Genomic DNA, 12325 nt, shown 5'->3' on the forward strand with positions numbered 1-12325 from the left:
TGCGAACCGAGCGGGGTGAGGTAGACATGGCGACCAAGGACACCGGCGGCGGACAGCAGAAGGCGACGCGCTCGACCGAGGAGGTCGAGGAGGCGGCGGTCGAGGAATCGACGGACCTCAAGGAGCGCCAGGAAAAGCTCTCCGACGACGTCGACTCGGTACTCGACGAGATTGACGATGTCCTCGAGGAGAATGCCGAGGATTTCGTTCGGAGTTTCGTACAAAAGGGCGGCGAATAGCCTTCGAATCCAAGGTGAACTCGCCAGTATTGGGGACATGTCCCAAGGGGCCAGGTGGTGTCGTGGCCGTGGCCGCGATGTACCGCTGAGTGGATTCGCTTCGGATCGCGATCGTGGAGACGGCCTTCAGTCGAGTTGTCGAAAGTGTGTGGCCGCACACGGGGCCACACGCTGTCGGCGCCGTCAGGCCGTCATGGGCAAGGGCGTCAAGACAAGGCGTGTCGTGCCATCCAGGGCCGTGCGGGCCACCTGAAGCGTTCGTACGGAATCACCGAGGCGCAGCGCGACGAGATGATCGCCTCTCAAGACGGGGTCTGCGTGATCTGCAGATCGGCTCCGGCCGAGCATGTGGATCACGATCATCAGACGGGTAGGGTCCGAGGCGTGCTGTGCTTCAGCTGCAACGCGGCCTTGGGGCAGTTCAAGGATCGGCCGGACGTCACAAGGCGTGCAGCCGCTTACGTGGAAGGAAACCTGTGGAACCCAACACTCGTAGCACAGGGCGTCTACCGGCAGCCTTCCTGACGCCGGGGTCCTCGTCCTTCATGGACTTCCTCGGGGCGCACCAGCCCGAGATGCTGCCGGGGAACCGCAAGCTCCCCGACGGCGTCGTCGAGGCGCCGCACGGGACGACGATCGTCGCGACGACGTTCCCCGGCGGTGTGGTGCTCGCCGGTGACCGGCGGGCGACCATGGGGAACATGATCGCCCAGCGAGACATCGAGAAGGTGTTCCCGGCCGACGAGTACTCCGCGGTGGGCATCGCGGGTACGGCCGGCCTCGCCGTCGAGATGGTGAAGCTGTTCCAGCTGGAGCTGGAGCACTTCGAGAAGGTGGAGGGGACGACCCTCTCGCTGGAGGGCAAGGCGAACCGCCTGTCCACCATGATTCGCGGCAACCTCGGCATGGCGATGCAGGGGCTGGCCGTCGTGCCGCTCTTCGCGGGCTACGACGAGGTCAAGGAGAAGGGGCGGATCTTCTCCTACGACGTGACGGGCGGTCGCTCCGAGGAGCACGGGTTCGCCGCCACCGGATCCGGTTCGATCTTCGCTCGCGGGTCCATGAAGAAGCTGTACCGCCCCGACCTGACGGAGGAGCAGGCCACCACGCTGGTCGTGCAGGCGCTGTACGACGCGGCCGACGACGACTCGGCGACGGGTGGTCCGGACCTCTACCGTCACATCTATCCCATTGTCACCGTCATCACCGATGAGGGCTTCCGCCGGCTGACCGACGACGAGTCGCAGGCGCTGGCCCGTTCCGTGACCGACCGTCGGCTGGAGCAGCCCGACGGTCCGCGCGCCGCCCTGCTCTGACCATCCGTCGTCTCTTAGGAGCCCAGAAGAAAGGGACGGTCAGCCGGTGTCGACTCCGTTCTATGTTTCACCTCAGCAGGCCATGGCCGACCGGGCGGAATACGCCCGGAAGGGCATCGCCCGCGGTCGCAGCCTGGTCGTGCTGCAATACGCCGACGGCATCGTGTTCGTGGGGGAGAACCCGTCCCGCGCGCTGCACAAGTTCAGTGAGATCTACGACCGGATCGGCTTCGCGGCCGCCGGCAAGTACAACGAGTACGAGAACCTGCGGATCGGTGGCGTGCGCTACGCGGATCTGCGCGGATACACCTATGACCGCGACGACGTGACGGCCCGTGGGCTCGCCAACGTCTACGCGCAGACGCTGGGCACCATCTTCTCCAGTGCGGGCGAGAAGCCGTACGAGGTGGAGCTGGTCGTGGCCGAGGTCGGTCCGACGGCCGCGGGTGACCAGATCTATCGGTTGCCGCACGACGGTTCGATCGTGGACGAGCACGGCTCGGTCGCGGTCGGCGGCAGCGCGGAGCAGATCAGCACGTTCCTGGATCAGCGCCACCGGGACGGGATGACGCTGTCCGAGGCGTTGAAGCTGGCGGTGCAGGCGCTGTCGAGTCAGGCGAACGGCGCCGACAAGGCGATTCCGGCGGAGCGGCTGGAGGTCGCGGTGCTGGACCGTACGCGGGCGCAGCAGCGGAAGTTCAAGCGGATTCGTGGTCGGCAGTTGGCGCGGTTGTTGGAGGCTGACGTGCCGGCGGCGGCGCAGGCGGATGCCGTGTCGAACGACGAGGTGCCGGAGGACGACGCCGAGTAGGTCGTGTGTGTAAAGGGGCCCCGGTCTGCCGTTCGCGGTGGGTCGGGGCCCTTTCGCGTTCAGGCGGGGGCGGGGCCGGTGGAGTCGCGGACGACGAGTTCGACGGGGATGTCGGGGGCGGACCAGGGTGTGCCGTCGAGGACGGCGAGGAGGGCGCTCATGCCCTGCTCGCCGACGCGTTCGGCGGGCAGGCGGACGGTGGTGAGTTCGGGTTCGACGGCGGTGGCCAGGGCCAGGTCGTCGAAGCCGGTGACGGAGAGGTCGTCGGGGACGCGCAGGCCGAGGCGGCGGGCGGCCTTGCAGGCGCCGGCGGCGAGGATGTCGTCGTCGCAGATGACGGCGGTGGGTCGGGGCCCGGGGGCCTCCAGGAGGGCTTCCATGGCGGTGCGGGCGCCGTGGACGGTGAGGGGGGCCCGGATGGTGCGCAGTTCGGTGGAGGGGCCCAGGAGGGCCGGCAGGGCCTTGGCGCGGATGTCGAAGGTCCAGGAGTCGACGGCGGAGGCGAGGTGGAGGAAGCGGCGGTGGCCGTGGTCGAGGAGGTGGGTGACGGCTTGGCGCATGCCGTCGGCCATGGCGAGGTTGACGTGGGCGGCGGCGGTGCCGGAGGTGGGGTCGCTGTCGAGCATGACGAGGGGGAGGCCTTCGCGGCCGAGGGCGTCGAGGGCGTCGGCGGCCATGGAGGAGGCGATGACTCCGTCGAGGGCGGCGCGGGCGGAGGCGAAGGGGTCGCGGGCGGGTCCGGTGCCGTCGGGGGAGGGGTAGAGGACGACGCCGAAGCCGTGCGCGGCGGCGACGCGGGCGGCGCCGGTGTAGACGCGGGCGAAGAACTCGTTGGTGAGGGCGGGGACGACGAGGAGGGCCGTGCGGGTGGAGCCGAGGCGGAGGTTGCGGGCGGCGAGGTTGGGGCGGTAGCCGAGGGCGGCGGCGCTCTCGCGGACGAGGTCGGCGGTGCGTTCGGAGACGCGGCCGCGCCATTTGTCGCCGAGGACGAGGGAGACGGTGGCCTGGGAGACCCCGGCGGCGGCGGCGACGTCCCGGCTGGTGGGTCTCGTCACAGGGGGCTCCCGACGTCGCAGGTCATGGGGGTGGGGGGTGGTTCGGCGGTGGACTCGCGGACTGGGGACATGGTACGTATGACGCGTCAAGTTATACGTATTACCCCGGCTGGTCCGGGCAGGAGGGGGCGGACATGGCCGCGGGTTACGCGGAGCTGCTCAAGACCAGGCATGCCGCGAGGCTGTTGGTGGGCACGCTCATAGGGCGGTTGCCCAATGGCACCGCAGCCATCGCGATCGTGCTGTTCACCCGGGCGGAGGGGGGCAGTTACAGCCTGGCGGGTGCGCTGGCGGCGGCGTACGGGGTGGCCAACGCGGTGGGGCAGCCCCTGCTGGGGCGGGCCGTGGACCTGTACGGGCAGCCGCGGGTGCAGTTGCCGGCCGCGGTGGTCTCCGCGCTGGGCATGGCCTGGCTGGCGCTCGCCGGGACCGGGTCCGCGGTGGTGGCCTACGCGGCCGTGGTCGTGGCGGGGTTGTTCACGCCTCCCCTGGAGGGTGGGCTGCGCGCGTTGTGGCCGGGGGTGCTCGGCGGCAAGGAGGAGCGGGTCCACGTGGCGTACGCCCTGGACGCGGTGGCGCAGGAGGTCATGTTCACGGTCGGTCCCCTGCTGGTGACGCTCTTCGTCGCGTTGTGGGATCCGGCGGTGGCGCTGCTGGTGATCAACGGCATCGGTGTGTTGGGCGCGCTGTCGGTGGTGGTCTCGGAGCCGTCCCGTGCGTGGCGTTCCGCTCCGCGTGAGGCGCACTGGCTGGGGGCGCTGCGCTCGCGGGGATTGCTGGCGCTGTTGGGGGCGTTCTTCTTCGTGGGTACGGCGCTGGGTTCGATCACGGTGGCCGGTGTGGCGTACGCCGACGGGCACGGTGGTCAGGCGGTGTACGGCTGGTTGATGGCGGCCCTGGGTCTGGGCGCGCTGGTGGGCGGTGTGATCTACGGGGCCCGGCAGTGGGCCGGCGCGGCGGAGCGGCGGCTGCGGATGCTGGTGGCGCTGCTGGCGGTCTGCTATCTGCCGTTGATGCTGACGCCGGGGCCGGTGGGCATGACGGCGTTGGCGGCGTTGGCGGGGGTGTTCCTGGCGCCCGCGATCGCGTGCGCGTTCATCGTCGTGGACCGGCACGCTCCGCGGGGCACGGTGACGGAGGCGTTCTCCTGGCTGGTGACGTTCTTCGGGGTGGGTGCGGCGATCGGTACGGCGGTGGCCGGGCCTGCGGTGGAACTGGGTGACACGAGGGCCGGTTTCGCGGTGGCGAGCGTGGCCGGCGCGGCGGCGTTGGTGGTCCTGATGGCCACTCAGCGGGTGCTGGCCGCACCGGTGCGCGGCGGGGTCGAGGCGGGCGTCGGCGGGGCTGCCGCGGAGGGGTCGGAGGAGGGCTCCGCGGACCCTCTGATCAGAAACTGATCGGAACGGCGCCGGCGAACCCGGTTTCAGAAGAGGGCAGAAGGCGTAATGTTCAGTCATGGACCGCCGCATTTTCGGGCTGGAGAACGAGTACGGCGTCACGTGCACGTTCAGGGGACAGCGCCGACTGTCTCCTGACGAAGTGGCGCGCTACCTCTTCCGCCGTGTTGTGTCATGGGGCCGCAGCAGCAATGTCTTCCTGCGGAACGGCGCCCGCCTCTACCTCGACGTGGGTTCGCATCCGGAATATGCAACTCCCGAATGCGACAACCTGATCGAACTGGTCACCCACGACAAGGCCGGCGAGCGCATTCTCGAAGGCCTGCTCGTCGACGCCGAACGCCGCCTGCACGAGGAGGGAATCGCGGGCGACGTCTACCTCTTCAAGAACAACACCGACTCGGCGGGCAATTCTTACGGCTGCCACGAGAACTATCTCGTGGCGCGGCACGGAGAATTCTCCCGTCTGGCGGACATCCTCATTCCCTTCCTCGTCACGCGCCAGCTGATCTGTGGCGCGGGCAAGGTGTTGCAGACCCCGCGGGGCGCGGTCTACTGCGTCAGCCAGCGGGCCGAGCACATCTGGGAGGGTGTCAGCTCCGCCACGACGCGTTCGCGGCCGATCATCAACACCAGGGACGAGCCGCACGCGGACGCCGAGCGGTACCGGCGGCTGCACGTGATCGTCGGTGACTCGAACATGTCCGAGACGACCATGCTGCTCAAGGTCGGGGCCACCGATCTGGTGCTGCGCATGATCGAGGCGGGCACCGTGATGCGGGACCTGACCCTGGAGAACCCGATCAGGGCGATCCGCGAGGTCAGTCACGACATCACGGGGCAGCGCAAGGTGCGCCTGGCGAGCGGTCGCGAGGCCTCCGCCCTGGAGATCCAGCGCGAGTACTACGACAAGGCCGTGGACTTCGCGGAGCGCCGGGGCATCCGCACGGGTGTCGTCGACCAGGTCCTGGAGCTGTGGGGCCGCACGCTCGACGCGATCGACGCGGAGGACCTGGACCGGATCGGGACCGAGATCGACTGGGTCATGAAGTACCAGCTGATCGAGCGGTACCGGGCCAAGCACAACATGACCATGTCGAACCCGCGGGTCGCCCAGATAGACCTCGCCTACCACGACATCCACCGTCGGCGCGGTCTGTACTACCTGCTGGAGCGCAAGGGGCAGGCGGCGCGGATCTGCAACGACCTCAAGATCTTCGAGGGCAAGTCGGTGCCCCCGCAGACGACCAGGGCGCGGCTGCGCGGCGACTTCATCCGCCGGGCGCAGGAGCAGAGGCGGGACTTCACCGTCGACTGGGTGCACCTGAAGCTGAACGACCAGGCGCAGCGGACGGTGCTGTGCAAGGACCCGTTCCGGTCGGTGGACGACCGGGTGGAGAAGTTGATCGCCGGGATGTGATGTCCGGCGGTGGAGGGCCCCGTGCGCCGTGGCGTGCGGGGCCCTTCGCACGGCGCCGCCTTGTCGGTGAGGGGGTTGGCCGTAGAGTGGGCCGCTACGACGGACCATTCCAGCGACCCTGAGGACCACTGTGCGACGCCGACTTGCTGCCGCGCTCATCGTGCCGGCTCTGATGCTCACCGCGGCCTGTGGAGGGGGCGACGACAAGGACAAGAAGGATTCCGCGTCCCCGTCGGCCGATGCCTCGCAGCCCGCGGTACCGAAGGCCGTCGCGTCCGCGGACCCGATGCCCACCGTCGCGGGTGAGGCCGGGAAGAAGGCGGAGATCACCGTTCCCAAGGGCGACCCGAGCGGCAAGTTCGTGGTGAGCACCGTCAAGGAGGGGTCGGGCGCGGAGATCAAGAAGGGCGATCTCGTCGTCACGAAGTACACGGGCAAGGTCTGGAAGGGCGGCAAGGACCTGAACGGGTCCTACGACGAGGGCGGCGCGCCGATCGTCGTCACCGCGGGTTCCCCGGAGATCCTGCCGTTGTTCAGCGAGTCCGTGGTGGGCAAGAAGGTCGGCAGCCGTGTGCTGGTCGTCGCGCCTCCGGCGGCCGCGTTCGGTGACAAGGGTCAGCCGCAGCTGGGGGTCGGTCCGACCGACAACCTGGTCTTCGTGATGGACATCGACTCGACCCTGCCGAAGAAGGCCGAGGGCACGCAGGCGCCGATCCCGTCGGACCTGCCCCAGGTCAAGGCGGACAAGGACGAGGCCGCCACGATCACGATCCCGAAGAACGACCCTCCGAAGGAGCTGGTCGACAAGGTCCTGATCGAGGGCAAGGGTCCCGAGGTCAAGAACGGCCAGACCGTCTACATGCAGTACAGCGGTGCCGCGTGGGCGCCGAACCAGGGCAAGGACGCCGCGAAGCTGTTCGACACCTCGTGGAAGACCGGTTCGCCGTTCTCCACGGCGATCGGCAAGGGGCAGGTCATCGAGGGCTGGGACAAGGGGCTGGTCGGCAAGAAGGTCGGCAGCCGCGTCCTGCTGGTGATTCCGCCGGAGATGGCCTACAAGGACCAGGCCAAGGGTGAGGACCTGCCGGCCAACTCCACGCTCGCCTTCGTCGTGGACATCGTCGGAGCAGTGTAAGACTGGTTCGTTCCTTCCCGGCCCGGTCGGGAGGGGCCCCGGTTCGAAGACATGAGGAGCAGTTCCGTGAGTGACCAGCTTGAGAAGCCCGAGATCGACTTCCCCGAGGGCGACGCCCCCGCCGACCTCGTGATCGAGGACATCTGGGTGGGCGACGGCGCCGAGGCCAAGGTGGGTGCGTTCATCAAGGTCCACTACGTGGGCGTGGCGTTCTCCACCGGCGAGGAGTTCGACGCCTCCTGGAACCGCGGTTCCGCGCTGGCGTTCCAGCTCGGTGTCGGCCAGGTCATCAAGGGCTGGGACCAGGGCGTGCAGGGCATGAAGGTCGGTGGTCGCCGCAAGATCACCATTCCCGCGCACCTCGCGTACGGGGACAGCGGCGCGGGTGGCGGCCTGATCGCCCCGGGCGAGACGCTGATCTTCGTCTGTGACCTGATGGACGCCTGATCCCTCGGTCGTGATGGTTGGAGGGCCCCCGCCGGACGGCGGGGGCCCTCGCTTTTTGCGGGGGACCGCCGGGGCGGTACGGTCAACGGTCACGAGGCCGTACGCGTACGCGTACGTCGGGGGTGTACGTCGAGAAGGGCGGAAGGGCGTCGATGGCGATTGCCAAGGCCGAGCGGCTGATGAATCTGGCGCTGTGTCTGCTGGGGACCCGACGGCCCCTCAGCAAGCGCGAGCTGCGCGGTTCGATCGAGGCCTACATGGAAGCCGGCAACGACGAATCCTTCAACCGGATGTTCGAACGGGACAAGGACGACCTGCGGGAACTCGGCCTGGTCATCGAGACGGTGGAGAACCTGGACGGTGACACGGGCTACCTGGCCCGTCGGGACAGCAACCGGCTGCCGCCCGTCTCCCTGGACGCCGAGGAGGCCGCCGCCCTCGGGTTGGCGGCGAAGGTCTGGCAGCAGGCCCGTCTGGCGGGCGCGGCCAGCGGCGCCCTGCAGAAGCTGCGCGCGGGCGGGATGCCCGAGGCGGGCGACCCGTACGAGGGTCAGCACAGCGCGATCGAGCCGCGGATCCCGGTGCACGAGGCGGCGTTCGAGCCGCTGATGTTGGCGTGCCGGGACCGGCGGCCGGTGGTCTTCGACTACCGCAAGTCCACCGCGGCGAGGCCCGAGACCCGCCAGGTCGAGCCGTGGGCGTTGGAGTGCTGGCGGGGTCACTGGTACCTGGCCGGCTTCGACCGGGACCGCGGCGCGGAGCGGGTGTTCCGGCTCTCCCGGATCACCGGCAAGGTCCGCTCCCGGGCGGCCAAGTACACCGCGGAGGTGCCGGACGTGGTGACCGTGCGGGAGACCGTCGCGAGCTGGGCCGGCGAGAGCGCCGACCGGTCCGCGTCGATCCGGCTGCGCACCGGGGCCGGGTATCCGCTGCGGGCCAAGGCCACCGAGGTGCGCGAGGGCGTGGCCGAGGGCTGGGACGAGCTGGAGATCCCGTACGGGCACGGGCTGGACGCCTGGCTGGTCGAGTTCGGCCCGGACGTCGTGGTGGTGGGACCCGCGGACCTGCGGGCCGACGTGGTGGACCGGCTGCGCGCCGTCGCCAAGGGCTGAACCGCAACATTCGCCAGAACCGCCCTGAGGGGGAGACGTACCAGCATGGCTGCGAACGCCATTGACCAGACCCGCCGGATGCTGTCCCTGGTGACGTATCTGCGCGAACGCCCGGGAGCGCACGTGGCCGACGTCGCGCGCGCCTTCGGGATCACCGAGGACGAGCTGATCTCGGACCTCGACGTGCTGCCCATGTGCGGCACCAGCTTCCGGGGCGGGGACCTCCTCGACATCGACACCGATGGGGAGCGCATCTGGTGGCGCAACCCCGACGCGTCGGGGGAGTCCACCGCCGAGCCGCTGCGGCTGGCCGCCGACGAGGCGACCGCGCTGCTGGTCGCCGCCCGCGCGGTGGCCACCCTGCCGGGGCTGCGCGAGAGCGACCGGGACGCGTTGCTGCGGGCCACCGCCAAGCTGGAGGCCGCGGCGGGCGAGGTGGCCGGGGCGAGTTCCCGGCTGTCGGTGACCTTCGAGTCGGAGGGCGGGGTCTTCGCGGACGTCGACCGGGCGATCGCCGAGCGGCGCCGGGTCCGGCTGCGGTACTACTCGCCCGCGCGGGACGAGCTGACCGACCGCACCGTGGACCCGATCCGGCTGTTCGCGGTGGGTCACACGTACATGGAGGGGTGGTGCCACCTCTCGGAGGCCCGGCGGACCTTCCGTCTGGACCGGGTGGCCGAGATCACGCTTCTGGACGAGCGGTCCGACCCGCCCGCGATCGAGCCGCGCGACCTGTCCGAGGGGCTGGTCCAGCCGGCCGCCGAGGACCCGGAGGTCGTGGTCGAGGTGGGCCCCGGCGGGCGCTGGGTCGCCGAGTACTACCCGCACGACAGCGCCGAGGAGCTGGCGGAGGGCGGTCTGCGGATCACCCTGCGCAGCCCGGACCCCGCCTCGCTGCGCCGGCTGGCGCTGCGGCTGGGCCGGGAGGGGCGCATCGTGTCGCCGCCGGAGCTGGCGGACAGCGCGCGCAAGGCCGCTGGAGAGGCGCTCGCGGGGTACGGGGAACAGGGCTAGGGGGAGCGGGGAGCGATGGCGCCATCTTCGGGGCCGGTGCCGGGGTCCGGCCCGGCGGATTCGGCGGCGGCGCCCGCCGCGGTCACCTTCAAGGCGGGCTGTCCGCAGTGCCGGGCCCGGTTCGAGCTGGGGGCCGGCGCGCTGAGGCTGGCCATCGGGGGCAGTCGGCGGACCACCTTCTACTCCTTCACGTGCCCGGAGTGCGGCGCTTCCGTGCGCAAAGCCGCCGGTGAGCGGATCGTGGAGCTGCTGACGGGTGGCGGAGTGAGCACCCTGCGCAGTGTCTGAGCCGGTCGTGGCCTAGGCTCGTCCCATGCTGTGGCCGATGCTCGCAATTGCCCTGGGTTTCCTCGGTGTCGCCGTTCTCGGCGTGCTGGCCGTACGGGTCTTCGTACAGGTCCGGCGGTTGTCCGGCCAGGTGGCCGACGCCAGCCGCCGGATCACCGAGGCCTCGGGCGACCTCGAACGGGCCGCGAGCGACCTGGCCCGCACGGGACGCGCCACACTCCCGTAACCCCTGCCCATGGAAACCGCGGGTCGCGACCCGTACCGTCGGTCCCGTCACCCGTGCGCACGGATGCGGGGAGACGCCGGGGGATTGCCGGGCGTTAACCCCCGGGGGTTACGATCGTTGCAGGAGGGCGTGCCGGATCTTCGTCCGGCGTGACCCGCCACCACAACCAGCCGTTTCGGTGAGTAAGGAAGACACACATGATCGGCAATCTGAAGCCCCTTGAGATCCTTCTGATCATCGCTGTCATCGTGTTGCTGTTCGGTGCCAAGAAGCTCCCCGAGATGGCTCGCTCCCTCGGCAAGTCGGCCCGCATCCTCAAGAGCGAGGCGAAGGCCATGAAGAAGGACGGCGAGCCCGACGACGCGGCCGGCACGGCCACCGCGGCCAACGTCGCCGACCAGGCCGGCGCCCAGCCGGTCGCCCCGCGCACGATCCAGGCCGCGCCCGGTGACGTCACCAGCTCGCGTCCGGTCAACGAGCCGAACCGCACCACCCAGGGCTGACGGCCGACGGCCACACCGGTCACGCCAGTCATCTGCATCGAGACGAGGGACGTGGGTTGCTCAAGTCTGCCCGCAAGCAGGAGAAAGCGGACAAGGACGCCGAAGGGCGCATGCCTCTTGTCGAGCACCTGCGTGAGCTGAGAAACCGCCTGCTGAAGTCGGTCCTGGCGATCATCCTGATCACCGGCGTCGCGGCCTTCTTCTACAAGGACCTCATCGACTTCATGCTGAAGCCGATGCTGGACTCCGTCGGCTGCACCGACGGGGTGGTGTCGCAGCGCAACGGCCGCCCCTGCGCCGACATGACCGTGAACGGCCTCATCGCGCCGTTCTCGATCGCCCTCAAGGTCTCCCTCACCGCGGGCATCGTGCTCTCCGCCCCGGTGTGGCTCTACCAGCTGTGGGCCTTCGTCGCCCCCGGCCTGCACGGCCACGAGAAGAAGTACGCGATCAGCTTCGTCGCGGTCGGCGCGCCGCTCTTCGGCGCCGGCGCGGTCCTCGCGTACAAGATCCTTCCGCAGACCGCGACGATCCTCCTCGAATTCACCCCCGATCACGCGCGCAACCTGCTGCCGGTCGACGACTACCTCGACCTGGTCACGCGGATGGTCGTCGTCTTCGGCCTCGCCTTCGAACTGCCGCTGCTGCTGATCCTCCTGAACTTCACCGGGGTCCTCACCGCGAAGCGACTGGCGAGCTGGTGGCGGGTGATGGTCCTCGGCATCACGGTCTTCTCCGCCTTCGCGACGCCCACCGGTGACCCGCTCACCATGCTGTCGCTGGCCGCCCCGATCGTCGCCCTCTACTTCATCGCGCTCGGCATCTGCCTGATCAACGACCGCAGGCGCCGGCGCAACAACCCCGACGCGGGTCTCGACGACGACGAGGCGGCCGAGCTGGACCTGACCCCCGCCCCCATCGGCGCGGTGGGCTCCGCGCCCGCCCCCTCCGCACTGCCGGAGCAGGCCGACGGTGGACGCCGACAGATCAACGGCTACGACGACGCGACCTGACGGGCACGCGAGCCGACGGGGGCGCGACCTGACGGGGGCGCCCCCGGATCATCGGCGGGGCACGCCCCTCCCGGTACGGGCGCGTGCCATCTGCGCGGACGCGGTGCCCGACGACGGACTGTTCGACGTCACCGTGGTCGGCGACTGCGGCCGGGGCACCCTGCTCAAGGTGTTCCCGCCGGTCTACAAGGGGACGCATCTCGGCCACACCAAGGTGTCCGTCCACGGGGCCTCCAAAGTCACCCTGGAGGCCGCCGGCATCACCGCCTACGCGGACGGCGAGCCGCTCGGGCCGCTGCCGGTGACGGCCGAGTGCGTACCGGCGGCCTTGCGGCTCTTCGCGTAGCGG

Annotated in this window: 14 protein-coding genes and 2 pseudogenes; 15 read left to right on the top strand and 1 reads right to left on the bottom strand. The window is 70.0% G+C overall.

Annotated elements, in window-relative coordinates:
• Positions 1-26 precede the first annotated feature (26 nt).
• From OTB19_RS21205 to prcA, 4 genes are all read left to right on the top strand, one after another.
• Positions 27-239: a ubiquitin-like protein Pup gene (locus tag OTB19_RS21205; RefSeq protein WP_030233608.1), complete on the top strand. Its 213-nt coding sequence runs from the start codon at positions 27-29 to the stop codon at positions 237-239.
• 291 nt (positions 240-530) lie between these two features.
• Positions 531-764, top strand: coding sequence for an endonuclease VII domain-containing protein (locus OTB19_RS21210; protein ID WP_267799931.1), 234 nt, complete (start codon positions 531-533; stop codon positions 762-764).
• Positions 716-1555, top strand: coding sequence for a proteasome subunit beta (gene prcB / locus OTB19_RS21215; RefSeq protein ID WP_267799932.1), 840 nt, complete (start codon positions 716-718; stop codon positions 1553-1555). Before OTB19_RS21210 ends, prcB begins: the two co-directional genes overlap by 49 nt.
• A 46-nt stretch (positions 1556-1601) precedes the next feature.
• Positions 1602-2366, top strand: coding sequence for a proteasome subunit alpha (prcA, locus tag OTB19_RS21220; RefSeq protein ID WP_267799933.1), 765 nt, complete (start codon positions 1602-1604; stop codon positions 2364-2366).
• Positions 2367-2425: 59 nt separating this feature from the next.
• Here prcA and OTB19_RS21225 read toward each other — a convergent pair whose 3' ends face one another.
• Positions 2426-3421 carry a LacI family DNA-binding transcriptional regulator gene (locus OTB19_RS21225; RefSeq protein ID WP_267799934.1) on the bottom strand — a complete coding sequence of 332 codons (996 nt, stop codon included), beginning with the start codon at positions 3419-3421 and terminating at the stop codon, positions 2426-2428.
• 134 nt (positions 3422-3555) lie between these two features.
• On the opposite strand from OTB19_RS21225, the pseudogene OTB19_RS21230 reads away from it, so the two are divergent.
• From OTB19_RS21230 to OTB19_RS21280, 11 genes and pseudogenes are all read left to right on the top strand, one after another.
• Positions 3556-4867, top strand: a pseudogene (locus OTB19_RS21230) (MFS transporter).
• Between the two features lie 9 nt (positions 4868-4876).
• Positions 4877-6238, top strand: coding sequence for a Pup--protein ligase (gene pafA / locus OTB19_RS21235; RefSeq protein ID WP_053678744.1), 1362 nt, complete (start codon positions 4877-4879; stop codon positions 6236-6238).
• Positions 6239-6368: 130 nt separating this feature from the next.
• A complete protein-coding gene (locus OTB19_RS21240) occupies positions 6369-7373 on the top strand; it encodes an FKBP-type peptidyl-prolyl cis-trans isomerase (protein ID WP_267799936.1) in 1005 nt (334 codons plus the stop codon).
• 51 nt (positions 7374-7424) lie between these two features.
• Positions 7425-7820 carry an FKBP-type peptidyl-prolyl cis-trans isomerase gene (locus tag OTB19_RS21245; RefSeq protein ID WP_267799937.1) on the top strand — a complete coding sequence of 132 codons (396 nt, stop codon included), beginning with the start codon at positions 7425-7427 and terminating at the stop codon, positions 7818-7820.
• Between the two features lie 152 nt (positions 7821-7972).
• A complete protein-coding gene (locus OTB19_RS21250) occupies positions 7973-8932 on the top strand; it encodes a helix-turn-helix transcriptional regulator (RefSeq protein WP_267799938.1) in 960 nt (319 codons plus the stop codon).
• Positions 8933-8977: 45 nt separating this feature from the next.
• Positions 8978-9946, top strand: a complete 969-nt coding sequence (locus OTB19_RS21255; RefSeq protein WP_267799939.1) for a helix-turn-helix transcriptional regulator — start codon at positions 8978-8980, stop codon at positions 9944-9946.
• A gap of 15 nt (positions 9947-9961) precedes the next feature.
• Positions 9962-10234, top strand: a complete 273-nt coding sequence (locus OTB19_RS21260) for a hypothetical protein (protein ID WP_267799940.1) — start codon at positions 9962-9964, stop codon at positions 10232-10234.
• A gap of 25 nt (positions 10235-10259) precedes the next feature.
• Positions 10260-10460, top strand: coding sequence for a hypothetical protein (locus tag OTB19_RS21265; protein ID WP_266972279.1), 201 nt, complete (start codon positions 10260-10262; stop codon positions 10458-10460).
• 197 nt (positions 10461-10657) lie between these two features.
• Positions 10658-10963 (top strand): Sec-independent protein translocase subunit TatA, encoded by a 306-nt coding sequence (tatA, locus tag OTB19_RS21270; RefSeq protein ID WP_267799941.1) that lies wholly within the window; start codon positions 10658-10660, stop codon positions 10961-10963.
• A 56-nt stretch (positions 10964-11019) separates the two neighbouring features.
• Complete coding sequence (tatC, locus tag OTB19_RS21275; RefSeq protein WP_267799942.1) at positions 11020-11976, top strand: twin-arginine translocase subunit TatC; 957 nt, start codon at positions 11020-11022, stop codon at positions 11974-11976.
• 88 nt (positions 11977-12064) lie between these two features.
• A pseudogene (locus OTB19_RS21280) lies at positions 12065-12322 on the top strand (sphingosine kinase); the annotation flags it as partial.
• Between the last annotated feature and the right edge of the window lie 3 nt (positions 12323-12325).

This window comes from Streptomyces sp. H27-H5, assembly GCF_026627505.1.
Classification (GTDB): Bacteria; Actinomycetota; Actinomycetes; order Streptomycetales; family Streptomycetaceae; genus Streptomyces.

Excerpts from the sequence above, each read along its gene's own strand:
- OTB19_RS21255 (WP_267799939.1), top strand. The coding sequence starts at position 8,978 with ATGGCTGCGAACGCCATTGACCAGACCCGCCGGATGCTGTCCCTGGTG.
- tatA (WP_267799941.1), top strand. The coding sequence starts at position 10,658 with ATGATCGGCAATCTGAAGCCCCTTGAGATCCTTCTGATCATCGCTGTC.
- OTB19_RS21265 (WP_266972279.1), top strand. The coding sequence starts at position 10,260 with ATGCTGTGGCCGATGCTCGCAATTGCCCTGGGTTTCCTCGGTGTCGCC.
- OTB19_RS21260 (WP_267799940.1), top strand. The coding sequence starts at position 9,962 with ATGGCGCCATCTTCGGGGCCGGTGCCGGGGTCCGGCCCGGCGGATTCG.
- OTB19_RS21205 (WP_030233608.1), top strand. The coding sequence starts at position 27 with ATGGCGACCAAGGACACCGGCGGCGGACAGCAGAAGGCGACGCGCTCG.
- OTB19_RS21250 (WP_267799938.1), top strand. The coding sequence starts at position 7,973 with ATGGCGATTGCCAAGGCCGAGCGGCTGATGAATCTGGCGCTGTGTCTG.
- OTB19_RS21245 (WP_267799937.1), top strand. The coding sequence starts at position 7,425 with ATGAGGAGCAGTTCCGTGAGTGACCAGCTTGAGAAGCCCGAGATCGAC.
- pafA (WP_053678744.1), top strand. The coding sequence starts at position 4,877 with ATGGACCGCCGCATTTTCGGGCTGGAGAACGAGTACGGCGTCACGTGC.
- OTB19_RS21210 (WP_267799931.1), top strand. The coding sequence starts at position 531 with ATGATCGCCTCTCAAGACGGGGTCTGCGTGATCTGCAGATCGGCTCCG.